18 protein-coding genes are annotated in these 17,430 nt (G+C 35.3%); 10 read left to right on the plus strand and 8 right to left on the minus strand.

The window, feature by feature from the left end:
• Window positions 1–27 precede the first annotated feature (27 nt).
• From serS to ftcD, 9 genes are all read left to right on the plus strand, one after another.
• Complete coding sequence (serS, locus tag M9892_10220) at window positions 28–1,296, plus strand: serine--tRNA ligase (protein MCO5254725.1); 1,269 nt, start codon at window positions 28–30, stop codon at window positions 1,294–1,296.
• Between the two features lie 3 nt (window positions 1,297–1,299).
• Complete coding sequence (locus M9892_10225; protein ID MCO5254726.1) at window positions 1,300–1,791, plus strand: T9SS type A sorting domain-containing protein; 492 nt, start codon at window positions 1,300–1,302, stop codon at window positions 1,789–1,791.
• The gene (locus M9892_10230) at window positions 1,788–2,630 is read left to right on the plus strand and encodes an MBL fold metallo-hydrolase (GenBank protein ID MCO5254727.1); all 843 of its coding nucleotides are present in this window, start codon (window positions 1,788–1,790) and stop codon (window positions 2,628–2,630) included. Before M9892_10225 ends, M9892_10230 begins: the two co-directional genes overlap by 4 nt.
• Window positions 2,631–2,708: 78 nt before the next feature.
• Window positions 2,709–3,818, plus strand: coding sequence for a PorP/SprF family type IX secretion system membrane protein (locus M9892_10235; protein MCO5254728.1), 1,110 nt, complete (start codon window positions 2,709–2,711; stop codon window positions 3,816–3,818).
• 84 nt (window positions 3,819–3,902) lie between these two features.
• Window positions 3,903–5,318, plus strand: a complete 1,416-nt coding sequence (locus M9892_10240) for an SUMF1/EgtB/PvdO family nonheme iron enzyme (GenBank protein MCO5254729.1) — start codon at window positions 3,903–3,905, stop codon at window positions 5,316–5,318.
• Between the two features lie 60 nt (window positions 5,319–5,378).
• A complete protein-coding gene (gene gldL, locus M9892_10245) occupies window positions 5,379–6,032 on the plus strand; it encodes a gliding motility protein GldL (GenBank protein ID MCO5254730.1) in 654 nt (217 codons plus the stop codon).
• Window positions 6,033–6,067: 35 nt separating this feature from the next.
• Complete coding sequence (gene gldM / locus M9892_10250) at window positions 6,068–7,657, plus strand: gliding motility protein GldM (GenBank protein MCO5254731.1); 1,590 nt, start codon at window positions 6,068–6,070, stop codon at window positions 7,655–7,657.
• Window positions 7,658–7,674: 17 nt separating this feature from the next.
• Complete coding sequence (gene gldN, locus M9892_10255) at window positions 7,675–8,529, plus strand: gliding motility protein GldN (GenBank protein MCO5254732.1); 855 nt, start codon at window positions 7,675–7,677, stop codon at window positions 8,527–8,529.
• Between the two features lie 71 nt (window positions 8,530–8,600).
• Window positions 8,601–9,635: a glutamate formimidoyltransferase gene (gene ftcD / locus M9892_10260; protein MCO5254733.1), complete on the plus strand. Its 1,035-nt coding sequence runs from the start codon at window positions 8,601–8,603 to the stop codon at window positions 9,633–9,635.
• A gap of 11 nt (window positions 9,636–9,646) precedes the next feature.
• On the opposite strand, the gene pth is transcribed toward ftcD, so the two are convergent.
• The 8 genes from pth to M9892_10300 all read right to left on the minus strand — a co-directional run bounded on the left by pth (window position 9,647) and on the right by M9892_10300 (window position 15,130).
• Window positions 9,647–10,207, minus strand: a complete 561-nt coding sequence (pth, locus tag M9892_10265) for an aminoacyl-tRNA hydrolase (protein ID MCO5254734.1) — start codon at window positions 10,205–10,207, stop codon at window positions 9,647–9,649.
• Complete coding sequence (locus M9892_10270; GenBank protein MCO5254735.1) at window positions 10,170–11,021, minus strand: hypothetical protein; 852 nt, start codon at window positions 11,019–11,021, stop codon at window positions 10,170–10,172. Before M9892_10270 ends, pth begins: the two co-directional genes overlap by 38 nt.
• On the minus strand, window positions 10,997–12,193 hold the full coding sequence (locus M9892_10275; protein ID MCO5254736.1) for an FtsX-like permease family protein: 1,197 nt from the start codon (window positions 12,191–12,193) through the stop codon (window positions 10,997–10,999). Before M9892_10275 ends, M9892_10270 begins: the two co-directional genes overlap by 25 nt.
• Entirely contained in the window at window positions 12,190–12,996 is an 807-nt protein-coding gene (locus M9892_10280) for a class I SAM-dependent methyltransferase (GenBank protein ID MCO5254737.1), read from the minus strand. The genes M9892_10275 and M9892_10280 overlap by 4 nt, the downstream gene beginning before the upstream one ends.
• Window positions 12,997–13,004: 8 nt before the next feature.
• Window positions 13,005–13,355 carry a 30S ribosome-binding factor RbfA gene (gene rbfA, locus M9892_10285; protein MCO5254738.1) on the minus strand — a complete coding sequence of 117 codons (351 nt, stop codon included), beginning with the start codon at window positions 13,353–13,355 and terminating at the stop codon, window positions 13,005–13,007.
• Window positions 13,356–13,559: 204 nt separating this feature from the next.
• A complete protein-coding gene (locus M9892_10290) occupies window positions 13,560–13,925 on the minus strand; it encodes a T9SS type A sorting domain-containing protein (GenBank protein MCO5254739.1) in 366 nt (121 codons plus the stop codon).
• Window positions 13,926–14,127: 202 nt separating this feature from the next.
• Window positions 14,128–14,391, minus strand: a complete 264-nt coding sequence (locus M9892_10295; GenBank protein ID MCO5254740.1) for a hypothetical protein — start codon at window positions 14,389–14,391, stop codon at window positions 14,128–14,130.
• A gap of 16 nt (window positions 14,392–14,407) precedes the next feature.
• A complete protein-coding gene (locus M9892_10300; protein ID MCO5254741.1) occupies window positions 14,408–15,130 on the minus strand; it encodes a hypothetical protein in 723 nt (240 codons plus the stop codon).
• A 666-nt stretch (window positions 15,131–15,796) separates the two neighbouring features.
• Here M9892_10300 and rho point away from each other — a divergent pair.
• On the plus strand, window positions 15,797–17,422 hold the full coding sequence (gene rho, locus M9892_10305) for a transcription termination factor Rho (GenBank protein MCO5254742.1): 1,626 nt from the start codon (window positions 15,797–15,799) through the stop codon (window positions 17,420–17,422).
• The last annotated feature ends 8 nt before the right edge of the window (window positions 17,423–17,430 follow it).

Here is a 17,430-nt window from a genome sequence, read left to right on the forward strand (position 1 = left end):
GGTTAGCTTTGCAGGACTTTTTTAAATATGATACCATTACAGCAAATTAGAGGCGCAAAAGATGAGATAATCCAGAGATTGAATAAGCGTGGAAGAGATTTCAGTTCAGATATAGAGCAATTGGTAAAATTAGATGAAGACCGAAGGAAGTGTCAGAAAGAAATGGATACGCTATTGGCACAGTCCAATTCATTCTCCAAAGACATTGCATTAGCTTTTAAAAACGGGAATAAAGAAGAGGCAGAAAGACTCAAAACGGCATCTTCTGCTATGAAAGAAGAAATTAAGCTTGCAGAAAATAAATATAAAGATTTGAGCGATGATATTCAGCATTTTATGTACACAATTCCAAACGCACCACATATATCGGTTCCTTTTGGAAAAAGTGCCGAAGAAAATGAAGAAATATTTAAGTGGGGAGAAATACCAAAACTTGGAGCCAACGCACTGCCGCATTGGGAGTTAGCATCTAAATATAAATTAATTGATTTTGAATTAGGTACTAAAATTGCCGGTGCAGGGTTCCCAGTATATCAAGGGAAGGGCGCCAGGTTGCAAAGAGCTTTGATAAACTTCTTTTTAGATAAAGCATTGCAGGCAGGGTACATAGAAATTCAACCTCCAATTGTAGTAAATGAGGCTTCCGGCTATGGGACTGGACAATTGCCGGACAAAGAAGGGCAGATGTATTATGTGGGATTGGATGATTTGTATTTGATTCCCACAGCCGAAGTTCCTATTACCAACCTATACAGAGATGTGATACTTAAAGAGGAGGACTTCCCGATTAAGAATGTGGGTTATACACCTTGCTTTCGGAGAGAAGCCGGTTCGTATGGAGCACACGTGAGAGGACTGAACAGATTACATCAGTTTGATAAAGTAGAAATTGTACAGATTGCCAATCCCAACAATTCATACAAAGTGTTGGATGAAATGATTGAGCATGTAAAATCTCTGTTAATGACATTAAATTTACCGTTCAGGATATTGCGACTTTGCGGAGGAGATATGGGGTTTGCAAGTGCATTAACCTATGACTTTGAAGTATATTCAACAGCACAAGAACGCTGGCTTGAAGTGAGTTCGGTATCCAACTTTGAAGCATTTCAAAGTAACCGACTTAAGCTTCGATACAAAAATGCCGATGGTAAAAGTGAATTAGCTCATACTTTAAACGGAAGTGCAATGGCATTGCCCCGCATTGTTGCTGCCTTACTTGAGAACAATCAAGATGCAAACGGAATAAAAATGCCGGAATGTTTGCACTCCTATCTTGGATTTGACCGAATTTAATCTATGCGTAGATTGCGCTTTACATTATCCTTTGCACTTGTGACTTTTATTGTTTTACGCTCACAAGCTCAATGGATGGAGTGTATTGACCAGACAAGAGTGCAGCCATTGTATCAATGTAATCAAGAATTATTTGATCCTGTTTGTGGTTGTGACGGAAATACTTATCGCAACTTATGTACTGCCTACAATAACTATGGAGTATCTTATTATACTGGGGGAGTTTGTCAAGGTTTTTTTATGGATATATATCCCAATCCTATGACTAGTCTTGATCCTATGCATTTGAATATTCAATTTAAAGACGGTGATGTTGGAAATTTGAATATTCGAATTATTGATTATTTCGGACAATTAGTATTTCAACAACTTTATAACGGAGTGAGCAAAATAGAAACACAGATTGATTTGAAATTTATTAAGCAAGGAATTTATCTCGTGATAGTTGAATCTAATCATGGGCAATTATGGGTCGAAAGAATTTTAAGAATATGAAGTTACATACAATTGATACTGGTTTTTTTAAACTAGATGGAGGTGCAATGTTTGGAGTTGTACCCAAAGTGATTTGGAATAAACTAAATCCTGCTGATGAAAATAATCTCTGCACCTGGGCGATGCGTTGCCTTTTAATCGAGAAAAACGAAAAACGCATTTTGATTGATACAGGAATGGGTAACAAACAAAGTGAAAAATTCTTTAGCTATTATGAACCACATGGAGAGGCTAAATTAGAGAAGTCAATCAGAAGGGCAGGATTCTCAATGGAAGATATTACGGATGTGATACTAACACATCTTCATTTTGATCATTGTGGAGGAGCGGTTAAATGGAATGATAAAAAGGATGGATATGTTCCGACTTTTCCACATGCTACATATTGGTTAGATGAAGACCACCTACAAAGTGCCCTCAATCCTAATCCTCGCGAGAAGGCGTCTTTCCTTTCCGAAAATATTAATCCCTTAATAGAACAAGGAAGAGTCCAATTTATCAATGGCAGTGATTTTATTATACCGGAGATTACATTTGAAAGATGCTATGGCCATACAGAATCCATGCTTATTCCAATTATCCGATACAAAGGCAAAGAGGTGATTTATTGTGCAGACTTATTTCCTTCTTCAGCACATCTGCCATTGAATTTTGTAATGGGATATGATATCAGGCCGCTCAATGTTATGACAGAAAGAGCGACAATTCTGCAGCGTGCTCTTGAAAATAATAGCATTCTGTATTTTGAACATGATAAAAATATAGAAGCAGTGACCGTTAAGAACAATGAAAATAATAAGGTCGTTGTAGATGAAGTGTTTAAAATTTCAGAAATTTAAAGTGACTATTTGGAAAGATAGCTTAGAAAAAATTTGCATTGTATTCTTTAACAATGCATATTTGCTACCTTTAAAAGTATGGTTGTAATACGACAGAGTATGGATTTAAAAAACTACATGAAATCACTTAGAGTCATAGGGAAGGTGTCTTTGGCGTTGATTGCCTTTGGATTTGCAGGTAAAGTCAATGCTCAGCAAGACCCTTATTATACCCATTATAATTTTGTTCGTCCACTATTTAATCCGGCAGCAATTGGATTAGACGGTAAGTGGTGTGCGTTTGGAATCTCGCACAGTCAGTATATGGGATTAGAAGATAGAACACCGCTATATGAAACACCAAATAATGCCAAGATGCAAGCTGTTCCGGGAGTTGGACCGAAAACCAATGGTGCGGGTATTAGCATTCCCATTAATAAATATAATAGAGCAACGGAATCAAGTAAGAATTATGGAGGTGTTGGTTTAGTATTCTATAATGATAAGTTGGGATATGAAGTTAATAATGTTGTTAGAGGACAGTTTGCGTATAGGTACTTCTTTAATGAAGATGTTTCTTTATCTGCCGGAGCAGACATTGGTTATTTACAAAAAGGATTAGATGGTGCAAAACTTCGTGCTATTCAACCCAATGACCCATATATACCGACAAGTTTAGAAACTGACGGAGGTTTAACAGCATCTTTCGGTTTGTTTTATAATAATCAAAAGTTTCACAACCTGGTAATTGGGTTAAGTTCAACTAATTTAATGCCTCACGATTATAGATTTGGAAATAATGGAATGGTATTTTCAAAAACAGCAAGACATTACTATGTATTAGGTAGTATGGAAATGCCTAACTTTATAGGAAACCCTTCTTTAACATTTATGCCATCCGTCCTTTTCAAGTATAATGCAAAACTACAAGCGGATGCCACAGCATTAGTTGAATATATGGAAACTATTAGCGGAGGCTTAGGATATCGTTCAATAAGTGATGCATTATCACTTATGTTTGGATATAAATATAAAGGCATTAGGGTGGGGCTTAGTTATGATGTAACATTAAGCAGATTGAGAAAAGTAAGTAATGGTACATTTGAGGTTGTTGCCAATTATTGCTGGATTATTATACCGCCACCACCACCGGGTGTAATTCCTATTCTTACTCCATTATGGATTGATAGGGAAAGCAGCCAAGAATAATTAATGAATCAATACACAATATTAAAAATAAAGAAACGTTTAGAAAGTCTGACAGCATATAAATAAACGATTAAATTATCACAGATGAAGCAATTTAAATCAAAGTTATTTTCAGTAACACAAAGTAAATTGGGGAATTTACTTACCTTAGAAAATAGTTCAAGAAAGAAAAAACTTATCAATTCATTCAAGATGATAGGTTTGGCAGTGATGTTTTCAATAATAGGATGCGGACCCGGCAATACCGGAGATGTTATTGGAGTACAGGGAAGACGTGCTTGGTTTCACCCAACACCTTTTGGAATGGTATATGTTCCGACCGGTTCATTTAACACAGGACAAAGTGACGAGGATATTTTTCACAGTTACTTGGCTCCGAATAAACAAATGACGATTGCAGGTTTTTGGATTGATGAAACCGAGATTACTAATAATGAATATCGTCAATTTGTTCAATATGTAATTGATTCTCTCGCTATTGAGATGCTTGATAATGATCTATATTTTGTAGAAGATCCTAATTCAGGTGAACGTTTTATTAATTGGAGAGAAGTACGTAGAAGTTTTTATGTTGATAATCCTGATATTCAAGATGATATTGCCGATATGTTTGTCTCTGAAGATGAACGTTTTAGACATAAGAAAGAAATTGACACCAGAAAACTATTTTATAGCTATGATTGGATAGATTATTTTGATGCAGCAACAAATGGAGAAAACTTAGATAGATATAATCCTGCACCTCGTAAAAAATTTATAAGAAAGGAGCGTACTCTAATATATCCTGATACATTGTGCTTTATCAGAGACTTTACATATTCATATAATGAGCCAATGGCACGTCATTATTTTCACCACGTAAAATATGATGATTATCCGGTAGTAGGCGTAAATTGGCACATGGCTAATGCATTCTCATATTGGAGAACCTATTACAAAGAGGATTATTGGAATAGTATTGGAGCACCACCTACTGAAGATTATAGACTCCCTACGGAATACGAATGGGAATATGCAGCTAGAGGTGGAAGGATTGGTAATAAATATCCATGGGGCGGACCCTACACGCGTAATTCAAAAGGTTGTATGCTTGCTAATTTCAAACCTTTAAGAGGTAATTATGGCGCAGATGGTGGTTTATACCCTGTTAGAGCAGATTCATATTTTCCGAATGATTATGGTATCTATAATATGGCTGGAAATGTAAGCGAGTGGACAAGAAATGCTTTTGAAATTTCTTCAAACATCTTCACTCATGACTTAAACGGTGATTATAGAATATCCATTCCTGAATACGTTGAACAAAATGGTAAATTTACAAGAGAAGGCTCTGACGTTACTTTAAAGAGAAAAGTTATCAGAGGTGGTTCATGGAAAGATATAGCATACTTTATTGAGAATGGTGCAAGAACATATGAATATCAGGACTCTTGCAGATCATTCATCGGATTTAGAAATGTTCAAAGTTACATTGGAAGATCCAATAGAGATTCAAAATAAATCACATCTAAATATAAAATTAACAAACAATAAAAATTAAAACAATTAAAAAATTCAATTATGGCAAATTTTACAGAATCAAAAGGTTTTAAGAAGTTCATGGGACTTGCTTACGGTTATGGCGCATCTATAGTTATTATCGGTGCATTATTTAAAATTCTTCACTGGCCGGGTGCTGATATTATGCTTATTATTGGTCTTGGTACTGAAGCGTTTCTTTTTGCACTTTCAGCATATGAACCTGCCAAAAAAGAATGGGACTGGTCATTGGTTTATCCCGAGTTTGCAGGAATGGATCCTATGGAAAAACAAAAAGAAAATAAAGGAACTGTTACACAGCAACTCGATAAAATGCTTGAAGAAGCTAAGGTTGGTCCAGAACTAATTAATAGTTTAGGAGCAGGTCTAAAATCATTAAGCGCTAACGTAAATGAAATGGCTAATTTAAGTAACACAACAGTAGCAACCAATGAGTTTAATCAAAATATTCAAAAAGCATCTAAGTCTATTGAGAACGTAAGTGCAGTGAGTGAGAATATTTCTCAATCATTAAACTCGTTTTCAGGTGGTCTTACAAACTTAGTTGATAACCTTTCTAGTACAGGTGATCAAGCAGGAGAGTTTAAAACTAACTTATCTAAGTTGAATACTAATATTTCCAATTTAAATAATATTTATGGAAATATGTTGAGTGCAATGACTGGCTCACGTTAATTTATTCATTATTACAATTAAGATTAATTTAAGTTATGTCTAGTGTAAGTGATTTGAATGCAAGACAGAGGATGATTAACATGATGTATCTCGTGTTACTCGCTCTTCTTGCTTTGAACGTATCAAAAGAGATATTGAAATCTTTCCATTTGATGGAAGTTTCGTTTGAAAATGCCAAAACAAGCATCGATGATAAGAATGCAATTGTTATGCAGCAATTCGATGCATCTATGCAATCAAATGAAGCAAGAACAAAAGAATGGTTTGAGAAAGCAAAAGAAGTTAGAAAGATTTCCAAAGAATTCTGTGACTATGTTGATAAAGTGAAATTAACTATTGAAAAGAATGCAGGCGGAAGATTACCAGTTGCACAAGGTGAAGCAGCCGGTACATTAACAGAGTTATCTGCGCCTGATCAAATGGAAAAACATGCTAACTATTTTGAAAATGAAAAACATGGTAAGGAGTTGCAAGATGCTATAGAAAAAGCAAGAAAAGATATGATTGCCGTTCTTAATCATCCTAAAATTGACAAAAATATTCCGATCAATTTAGATAAAAATTCTGCTTTAAGAGCTGAAGACCCTAATACAAAAGGTACAAATAAAAGTAATTGGGTTTCAATGTATTTAGTTCATTCTCCTTTAGCAGGTGTTACTGCATTGTTATCAAAAACTGAAAGTGATGCAAAAAACCTTGAAGCTGAAGTGCTTAATGTTTTAATTAAGCAAATCGATGCTGCAACGATTAAATTTGATGCTGTTGAAGCAAAAATTATTGCACCATCTAGCTATATTATGTCAGGTTCACAATATCAAGCTGAAATTGTTTTGATGGCACTGAATACTACTGCCGAACCTACAATTTTTGTAAATGGAGAAAAGATACCTGTTGAAGGTGGTAAAGGAATTTATAAAGTACCGGCTTCCGGTGCCGGAGTTCATCCTGTGAAAGGTTATATTGAAGTTGAAGGACCTGATGGAATAGAAAAAAAGGAATTTTCTACAGAATGGCAATCCTTTCAACCTGCAGCAACTATATCCGCAGAAGCTATGAATGTGCTTTATATTGGTCTTGAAAATCCTATTTCTGTTTCGGTACCTGGTTTCAGAGCAGAAGATGTAGTTGTGTCGGCTGGTGCCGGTTGCGTTCTATCTAAAACCACTGGAACCGGAAAGTATATAGCAAAGGTATCACGTGTTCAAGGAAGTAAAACTAAAATTTCTGCCAGTGTTAAGATGCCTGATGGTACTTCAAGACAAATGGGAATGATGGAATACAGAATTCGTGAAGTTCCTAACCCAGAACCTATGTATGGTACTTTGACTAGTGGAGCACAAGGAAAAGGAGCATTGATGGCTCAATCTACTTTGAATGCTTCGTTAGGAGCGGGTTTTGCTTTTGAGGGTGTGAGATTTATTGTTACAAAATACTCTGCTTTACTTGTACCAAGAGTTGGAAATGCTCGTCCTGTTACTGTTAATGGTAGTTCGTTGGCAAATGTGAATAGTTTAGTTTCAAGTGCAAAAGCTGGTGACAAACTTATCATAGCTAATGTAGAGTGTAAAGGACCGGGTGGCATTCAAAAGAAATTAACCGCTAGTTTGGTTATAGACATTAAATAAGTTTTTTATATATAAACATGAAGAAGTCATTTGTTTTTGGATTTACATTATTCTTGAGCATTTCTGCATTTGCTCAACAACCTAACTTTGAGGAGTTTGTTCCTATTAGTGGAGAACAAAATCCTTATGAAAAGAAGGCGATTAATGAGCGTCCCGTTATTAAGTACCCTTTTCTACAAGAAGCGGATGTGAAATATCAGAAAAAGATTCATAGGATTATTGATTGTCGCCAGAAAATGAATAAAATTCTTGAATGGCCCAAAAACCCATTATATCAATATATATATGGATATGCAATAGATGGTACTTTAAAAGCATATAATAATGACTCTCTCTATTCTTGGATGACACCTGAACACGCTCAAACGTTGGGTTCTAAGGAATATACAATTCAGGTTCCTAACCCACTTGGAGATCCTGATGACCCGTTTGATGTTATTGATTCAACTATTCGAGAGAAATTTGAAGCTTATAAAATTAAAAAATATATGCTTCTTGAGGATTGGTACTTTGACCATAAACACTCTGTTTTTAAACCCAGAATTATGGCTATTGCGCCCATGTATATGCTTGAATTTGGAGGTGTAGAAGTTGGTGAACAACCTATGTTTTGGCTTAAAATGGATGATTTAAGACCTCTGATTAAGAATCTGGAAGTGTTTAATTCTGAAAATGATGCGTCTCGTATATCCTATGATCATTTTTTCCAATTTAGACTCTTCGATAGTTACATTGTTAAACAATCAAATATGTATGATCTATACATTAAAGATTATGAGGAGTTTAAGGATGATAACATGGCTGCATTATTAAAAAGCGAAGAAATTAAAAACAACTTATTCATTTTTGAACACGATCTTTGGGAATATTAATTCCTTCTGATTCTAAGTAAAGCCTCTCGTTGTAACGAGGGGCTTTTTTTTTATTTTTGTGTCTGTTTGAAATGAAAAAACTAATCGAGTGTGTGCCTAATTTTAGTGAAGGTCAAAGTCTAAGTGTGATTGATGCTATTGCTAATGAAATCCGTTCTGTTGCAAAAGTAACATTAATGAATATTGATGCAGGTTACGATGCCAATAGAACTGTATATACTTTTGCAGGAGAACCTATGGCAGTCTTGGAGGCGGCATTTCTCGCAATTAAAATAGGTTCAGAGTTAATTGATATGCGAAACCAAAAAGGTGAACATCCGAGAATAGGCGCTTGTGATGTTTGTCCGTTAGTACCGATAAAGGGTGTTACAATGCAAGAAACTGTTCATCTTTCTCAACTCCTAGCACATCGTGTTGCCCAAGAATTAAATATTCCGGTTTATCTATATGAAAATTCGCAACCAAATAAGATGAGAAGTAACTTATCAATAGTCCGACAAGGTGAATATGAAGGATTAAAAAATAAAATTTTATTACCGGAATGGAAACCTGATTATGGTTCTGCTGTTTTTAATGCGAAATCTGGTGCTACGGTTATTGGCGCACGTGATTTTTTGATTGCTTACAACGTTACTCTGAATACTAAATCAGAAAAAATTGCCAATGAAATTGCTTGTGAAATCCGAGAAAGTGGGGTTGTGAAACGAAACATTGTTACAAATGAAATTGAAAGAGATACATTAGGTAAACCGATTAGAATTCCAGGTTCTCTCAAGTTAGTTAAGGCTATTGGTTGGTATATGGAACATTTTGGTAAGGCGCAAGTTTCTTTTAACCTCATTAATTTTAGACAGACGCCCATTCATGTTGTGTTTGAAGAGACGAAGAAAAGAGCCAGAAGCAAGGGTTGTGATGTTACAGGAAGTGAACTTATTGCACTAATTCCATTAGATGCTTTAGTTATGGCTGGGCAATTTTATGCGGGTAGTCAAAACACCTTCTCGGAAAGAGAATTGGTAGAAATTGCTGTTAAAGAACTTGGTTTAGCTGAATTAGAGCCATTTATTATTGATGAACGAGTGATTGAATATGCTTTAGGCTTGTAAGATTTAGGATTTCATTTGTTGAAATGTTCCATTGTGCGGTCAATCCCCTGAAGAATAAAACTTTCTACTGCTTTTTGAGCAATTTCTATGGATTGGTTTACAATCGAACGATCTGATTCGGAGAATCTCCCCAATACGAAATTGACTTGTTGGTCATCTTTAAAATTTTTTCCAACGCCAAATCTTAAACGAGGAAATTCCTTTGTTCCTAACTTTAGTTCTATATCTTTTAATCCATTATGCCCTCCTGAACTTCCTGCTTTACGTATTCTAATTTTACCTACCGGTAAGTCAATATCATCAACAAGTATGAGCATGTTTGTTGTAGGGATTTTATACCAATTAAGCCAATATTGGACGGCTTGTCCACTTAGATTCATAAAGGTTTCAGGTTTTATTAGGAGCACTTTGACACCGGATGGATTCCACTCAGATTTTTGTACATATTTGTCTGTCTTAAAACTTAATCCGTTGCCATCTGCTATTTTGTCAATTATGTCAAAACCTATGTTATGCCTAGTGTGAGCATATTTTTCACCCGGATTTCCCAGTCCTACTATCAGATATTCCATTGGTTGTTTGTTTGCTTTTTTTAGGGTAAATAACTTTATAATATCCTTGTTCATCTATTGTAATTTCAGGAATTTGGAAACTGTCTTCAAAGTAATTATATACTCCTTGAAGTGAGTTCCAAAATTTGATTTTTGTTTGGTCTCCCCAATATTCTTTGTAAAGTAGCTGCCAATTGGCATTTGTTAAACGAATAGGGTATATATGAAATGGAATTAATTCTCCTGAATCAATCATGTTTTTGTTGAGCAGTGTAACCCAATATATTTCTTTTATCAATGAGTCTGTCATGGGTAGGCAGCCGACAGTAATTGTGTCACCATGAATAAAGATATCTCCACCTAATTTTTTTTTGACACCTAAGATTGAGTCAGAAGCATTCGGATAATTGATTTTAAACGATAGCCAATAGGAAGAGTTTGGGTTAAATCGTTCAACATTATAAAATCCTTCGGGAATCTGCATGTCACCTTCCTTTCGTTTGGGTCCTAAGTCGCCACACAACTTTGATACTGAATATATCTTTATAAATTTATAGGATTGTGAAGAGGAATCCTTTGCCCAGAGTTCTAACTCTTGCTCAACTTTAAAAGCACGCCAATATATATATCTGGGTGGATAAGCAACTCCTTTCTCTTCAAATATTTTTTTCAAATGTGATTCACTGCTTAGACCTGCATCATAAACTCTTTTGTTTTGGAGTTGTACCATTAGGTTCCAATCGGGTAAAGAATCTATATTACTTTGCGCATCCATACCCATACCGTTTAGAAGCAGAAAACAAGTATATATTATGTGTCTGATACAGATTTCCATGCGGGATATAATGAGGTAACGAAACCTAGAATAATATTAGTACATATAATTATCAAGATATCAGACCCAAGTAATTTGACCGGATAGTTCTCGACAATAGCTCCGGTCATCTTAACGAGTCCAAATTGGTCTTGGGCTACAACCAGACATGAACCTATCAATAAGCCCATCATTCCGCCAGATAGAGATATAAGCATTCCTTCAGATAGAAAAATTCTTCGAATGAAGCCGGAGTCTGCTCCGAGAGATTTGAGAGTAAAAATGTCGTCTTTTTTTTCTACTACCAGCATGGTTAAGGAGCCGGTTACGTTAAAAGAAGCCAAAAACAGTACAAAAGCAAGCAATGTATAAGTAACCCATTTCTCAGACTTGAACATCTTGTAAAGTGACGTTTGTTGCTCAATTCTGTTGTGACAAATCAAACCTTGTGATAGATTATTTTTAAGATAGTTTTCGGCTTCTGAAATTTTTTGAGGATTAACCCGTAGCTCAATATATGTAATCTCATTTTCTCGCTCAAAAAGCTCTTTGGCAAAACTCATTGGGACAAATACATACTTTTGATTAATTTGGTCATCTAAATACACAACTCCGGATGGTTTTATCATTAGAGCCTGCAGTAGGTTAGGGTCATTAGTAGGCAAATTTTCTCTCCGTGGCGTAAAAATAGTGGCTACACTTTGCGGATTGTCCACCCTTGTTTGAAGTTTGAAATCAACGCCTGCACCTAATATTGCCAGACTCATACCGTTTTCTTTTAGTAAGTCAGAACCATCCTGAACGTATTGATTTAATCCTGTTTCTTGAAAATAGTTATCATCTACGCCTTTGATGTACACAGCTGCTTGATATTCATAGTGTTTGATTACCGCTTGATCTTCCAGTATCTCATTATAGCTGATTAGTCCGGGTGTGTTTTTAAGGATTTCTTTGTCAAAAACGTTGGTTGTGAGCATTTTGCCTTCAGCAGATTCAATCTTAAAATCTGGGTCAAAATGGGCATACATGGAAAGAATGAGGTTTTCGAACCCATTTAGGGTTGAAAGAATAACAATCATTGCTAATGAGCCGCCCATAAACCCAAAAGCGGTTATCCAAGAGATATAATTAACCGCATTGTGTGTCTTTTTTGAAAAGAGATATCGCAGTGCGAAAAACAGACTTTTACTCATTTTTCGGCTTTAATAAAAATGCTCCTTCCCATTGTGTGTCCTATATAGAACTCGTAAAAATTTAATATTCCGGCTATAGGCGCAGCAAGCAACATATAAATTGGTAATAGTGGAATGAATAGTCTTGATATACGAACAGATTTAATTGGGAATGCCACCACAATTTTCCAAGCTAAATTACCTGTGAATCCATATACATAGCGTGCTTCAACTTTCGAGAATCCGGCTTCTTTGACCATATCTTCTAATTTATCTAAGGAATATCCATCCCTAAACATAGGTAAAGAATATATTCGGTCATAGATTATTTCATGTTGTGATTTTGTTGAGTGGCTGTTTAGTAATAATAGTGTTCCATTAGGTTTTAGTGACTCATAAACCTTTTTCAATGCAATTTTATCATCTTCAATGTAATTTAAGGCTTTCACTGCATAAGCAATATCAAATGATGCATTGTCATCCAAATCCATCACATCTTTTTTCATACAGTAAACATTCGGATTCTCTGCTTGATTAAAGTATTTGTTTGCATAGGATACTGCTTTATCAGAAATATCAATTCCAAGAACACCTGCTTTGGGATACTTGCTGAGTAAATAGAAAATGCGCTGACCAAACCCGAAACCTACATCTAAAACTCTTGGTATAGCAAGATATTTGCGCTTTATTATTTGTTCGGTTTCATATCTGATAAGGATGTTTTTTAAGTCCAAATGCTTCGTATAAGTAAAAAACAACCATCTGTAGAAGCGATTGTGCATCACACTCTTTACATGTCGTTCTTCTACATAGGATACAAGCATTGATTTTATTACTTATTTTTCTTGAGTGAAGCAAAAATAGCCTCCATCTTGCTTACATATTCGAGAGAGGTGTCTTCAATAAATGATAATTCAGGAGCTTTACGCAGATGCTTATTCCGATGTGCCAATTCCATTCTGATTTCCTTGATTTTTTCATCTATTAAGCTCAATGTTTTTGCTGGTTCTTTTTCATTTAAGAGACTTATAGAACATTTGATATAACCCAAGTCAGGGCTGCTCTGAACACGAGAAATTGTAATAAATGCACCGCCAAACCAGTCGCGACTCTTTTGTTGCAATATCTCACTCAAGTCTCTCTGCATTTGTTTTTCAAATTTTTCTAACCTTACGCTTGCCATTGTTTTATTACTTATTGGTGACATGCAAAGATAGTCTGAATTTTATAGGTACTGGTGCACTTTGGCTGATTTTTTAATGATGTCTGATTAGAGAAATATCATGCAGTTATTAACCTAAGCTGCCACTTTGTAGGTTAGTTGAATGAGAGATAGGCAAAAGTAATCTTACTGTTAAAGGCACAAAACAACAGAGTTTATTCTGCATTATTTCATAATAACGAGTTTTTTATATCTTTTTTCTTGTTGATTTGTTTCTATTATTACAAAATAAATACCTTCTAACCATTTGCTTGTATCTATCAGGTGGGGTTTGTTGTTTTCCCATTTTTCTTGCGTCACTAATTTTCCATGTATATCGTATATTTTGATGTTAGAAGGAGCAAAGCCACTACCTTTCCATTGAATGATTGCTTCCTTGCTTGCAGGGTTGGGCATAAGTAAGATGGACTTATCCGTATCCGCATTGCTTTCTTCCCAAGAAATAACAGGTTTTGGGCATTTTTTTTCTTTGAAGCAGGATTGCAGTAAAATCACCAACAATGTACTGACAAGTAGGGTTATTTTTTTCATGGTTAATTTCTATTTAGTGTACATGTTTTTATTGTTCTTTCTTCCCTCAAAGAGCAATAAGGATACTTGGTTAGGGAAATACTTTTGAATATTTTGGACACATTCAAAAGAACACAGAAAAAGGATAGCTCTTTTTTTTCAAAACTCTGCGGTTCAAAGATAAGGGTGAAAATGGACTAAACTAAACTAATCTATTTGTCGATTATTTTTTAAATTGGAGTGGTTGGTGACAACACCAACCACGGCTGAAAAATTTCACTCTGACAGTTTGATTGGTAGTGTCTGTAAAATACACTTTGTAATCCACACTAAATTCTTGGTTAAAAGTGTCTAATGCTATTTCGTTACTTTGTACCATGCTAAAGAAGGTATTTCTTCCCATAGGTTCATAGTTTTGAGTTGAGTCTGCAACAACATTGAATGCTGTCAGCATTAACAAACTGATAAAGATAAATAAATGTTTCATATTCGTTGTTTTTTAGTTATTGAATTACTTTATAATCTGCTAATTCCCATACGTGGAGGAGTTTAGGAGTAGATTTGTCATGGCGTGATTTCCACTCATATATTTCTTTTCTTATCACTCCTATATGTTTTGCATGATAAAACTTGGTTATGGCATTTAATGCTCCATTATCTCTGTCTGATACTCTTAAGACATCTATGTATGTATTACCTAATACTGTATAATTTTCATAAATGGTGTCATGTTTAATTTCTCCAAATACAAAACCCACCGTTCCCTGCAAAACGGGGAAATACATGTAATGTGAATAGCCACCATCACCACCGGAATGGTTTAAATTTACAATTGAAGAAGATCCATTTACAGGGTTTACATTATTTGACACTCCGCTGCCAAATCCATAAGAACCACCAACAGCATACTTAATTCCACTTGAAGTTTCATATTCAATGTCTATTTCCTGATGACTTTGAATTATACATTTACTATCAGAGTTTCTAAAAAGGTCTGAATGAAGAATATTCAAAGTGTCATAGTATGTAGAAGTCACATACACACTATCATAAGAGCCAGTAATTGAATCAATATATATCCAGTAACTTCCTGGTTGAAACACTATCCAATCTTTCATTTCTTGCTCTATTAATATCGTGCTTATATCAGGACATTTTTTGTCTTTTTTGCAACTGCTAATGGTGGCTAAAATTGCTATACTAATTAAAAGGATTAGTTTTTTCATGGTTATATTGCTATTAAGTATATACGTTTTTATTGTCCTTTCTTCCCTCAAAGAGCTATAAGGTTACTTGGTTAGGGACATACTTTTGAATATTTTGGACTCATTCAAAAGAACACAGAAAAAGGATAGCTCTTTTTTTCAAAACTCTGCGGTTCAAAGATACGGGTGAAAATGGATAAACTAATTTATTTGCCAATTGTTTTTAAATTGGTGACAACGCCAATTGTGGCTTCCCTCTATGTCCTCCTGAGTGATTTCATGTAGCGGAGCGTAATGAAATTGTATCGAAGGACGGACAAAGTAATATTTTCAATTAGAATACTTCTCAAAAATTGTCTAAGCTTCGATACTTTCCGCTGAGGCGGAAAACTCAGCTTGACAATTTTTGTACACTAGCCATGTTGCTTTTATTGAACCCGATTTTGAGAGAATTGGAAAATATATTTCAAGATAAAGAAGGGCAGTATTTTTTTTAGAAGTAGTACAAAAAAGAGTGAAATAAAATTGGGAATAAAATTTATTGTGGTTTATAAAAAATAGTGTAAAATTGCACCTGCATTGGTCGAGTTCCTCGACATTTTCTCCCTCTGACTATTCAATCGCATTTTCAAGAAAGAATTTTTTAGAGACGAAAACTGCATAATATTATATAAATCAATAGATTGAATGGTTGAAATTGAAATTTTGAAAGAAAAGAAAATTTCCGAATTGCGCGAAATAGCTATTGCGCTTGGAGTTGACAATGTGAATACTTTGAAAAGAAGTGAGTTACTTGATGCCATTGGAAGGGTGTCATCCCAAGCATCACTTAGCCAAGAGAATAACTCTACCCAAATGGATAATAGCAAACAAGAAAAACAAAGTGAACACAGATTAAATACTGAACGCACTAAAAGACCTCGCTTGCATAAAAGTCCGGTTCAAAATAACACGACCAAAGAGGATGAAAAGCAAAACTCTCTACCGGTAGAAGATGATTTTATTCAGGTTTCGCAAGAAGTTGAACACCTCATTCAAAATGATCATTCAGAATCAACTGATTTTGAAACAAATGAAACAACTATTCATGCTCTTACCGAACAAATTGCTAAGGATGTCGTCTCTCTTGAAAAACAACGTCAAGAACAATCTGAGCGTGACAAACAGAGAAGCGAAAGGATTGCACAGATTATGGAACTGGAAGGCTTAGTTTCTGCTATTGGAGTGCTCGAAGTTATTCAGGACGGGTATGGATTTTTACGTTCAGCAGATTATAACTATATGTCTTCGCCCGATGATGTGTATGTAGCGCCCCAGCAGATTCGCTCTTATGGCTTAAAAACCGGAGATACTGTTTTGGGTACAATTCGCCCTCCAAAGGACAACGAAAAATACTTTGGATTGGTTCAGATTCAAAAAGTTAATGGGAAAACCCCGTCTGAAATCCGTGACAGAATCTCTTTCGAACACCTAACGCCACTATTTCCTAATGAAAAAATCAACTTGGTTGATACTCCCAAAAACTATAGTAATAGAATTATTGATTTAGTTTCTCCCATTGGCAAAGGGCAAAGAGGTCTGATTGTTGCTCAACCTAAAACCGGTAAAACCAATTTGCTTCAAGGGATTGCAAATGCTATTGCTGCCAATCACCCTGAAATTTATATGATTATTCTCCTTGTGGATGAACGTCCTGAAGAAGTAACCGAAATGGCAAGAAATGTTAAGGCAGAGGTGGTAGCCTCAACTTTTGATGAGCCGGCAGAAAAACATGTGAAACTCGCCAATATTGTTCTTGAGAAATCAAAAAGATTGGTAGAGTGTGGACATGATGTAGTAGTCTTGCTCGATTCTATTACTCGTTTGGCAAGAGCTTATAATACTGTTCAACCAGCTTCAGGGAAAATTTTGTCAGGAGGGGTGGATGCCAATGCTTTGCAAAAACCTAAACGTTTCTTTGGTGCTGCGAGAAATATTGAAAATGGCGGTTCGCTAACCATTATAGCAACTGCATTGATTGATACAGGTTCTAAAATGGATGAAGTAATTTTTGAAGAATTTAAAGGAACAGGTAATATGGAGTTGCAACTTGACAGAAAACTATCCAACAAACGTATTTATCCTGCGATTGATATTGTAGCGTCCAGCACACGAAGAGAAGATCTTTTGTACAGTAAGACAACACTTCAGAAAATGTGGGTACTCCGCAATCACTTGGCAGACATGACTTCAGAAGAAGCCATGAATACAATGCTTAAATACATGGAAGGCACACTTGACAATAATGAGTTTTTGATTAGTATGAATGGCTAATCAAACCA

The organism is Bacteroidota bacterium, from assembly GCA_023957335.1.
GTDB lineage: Bacteria > Bacteroidota > Bacteroidia > NS11-12g > UBA955 > JALOAG01.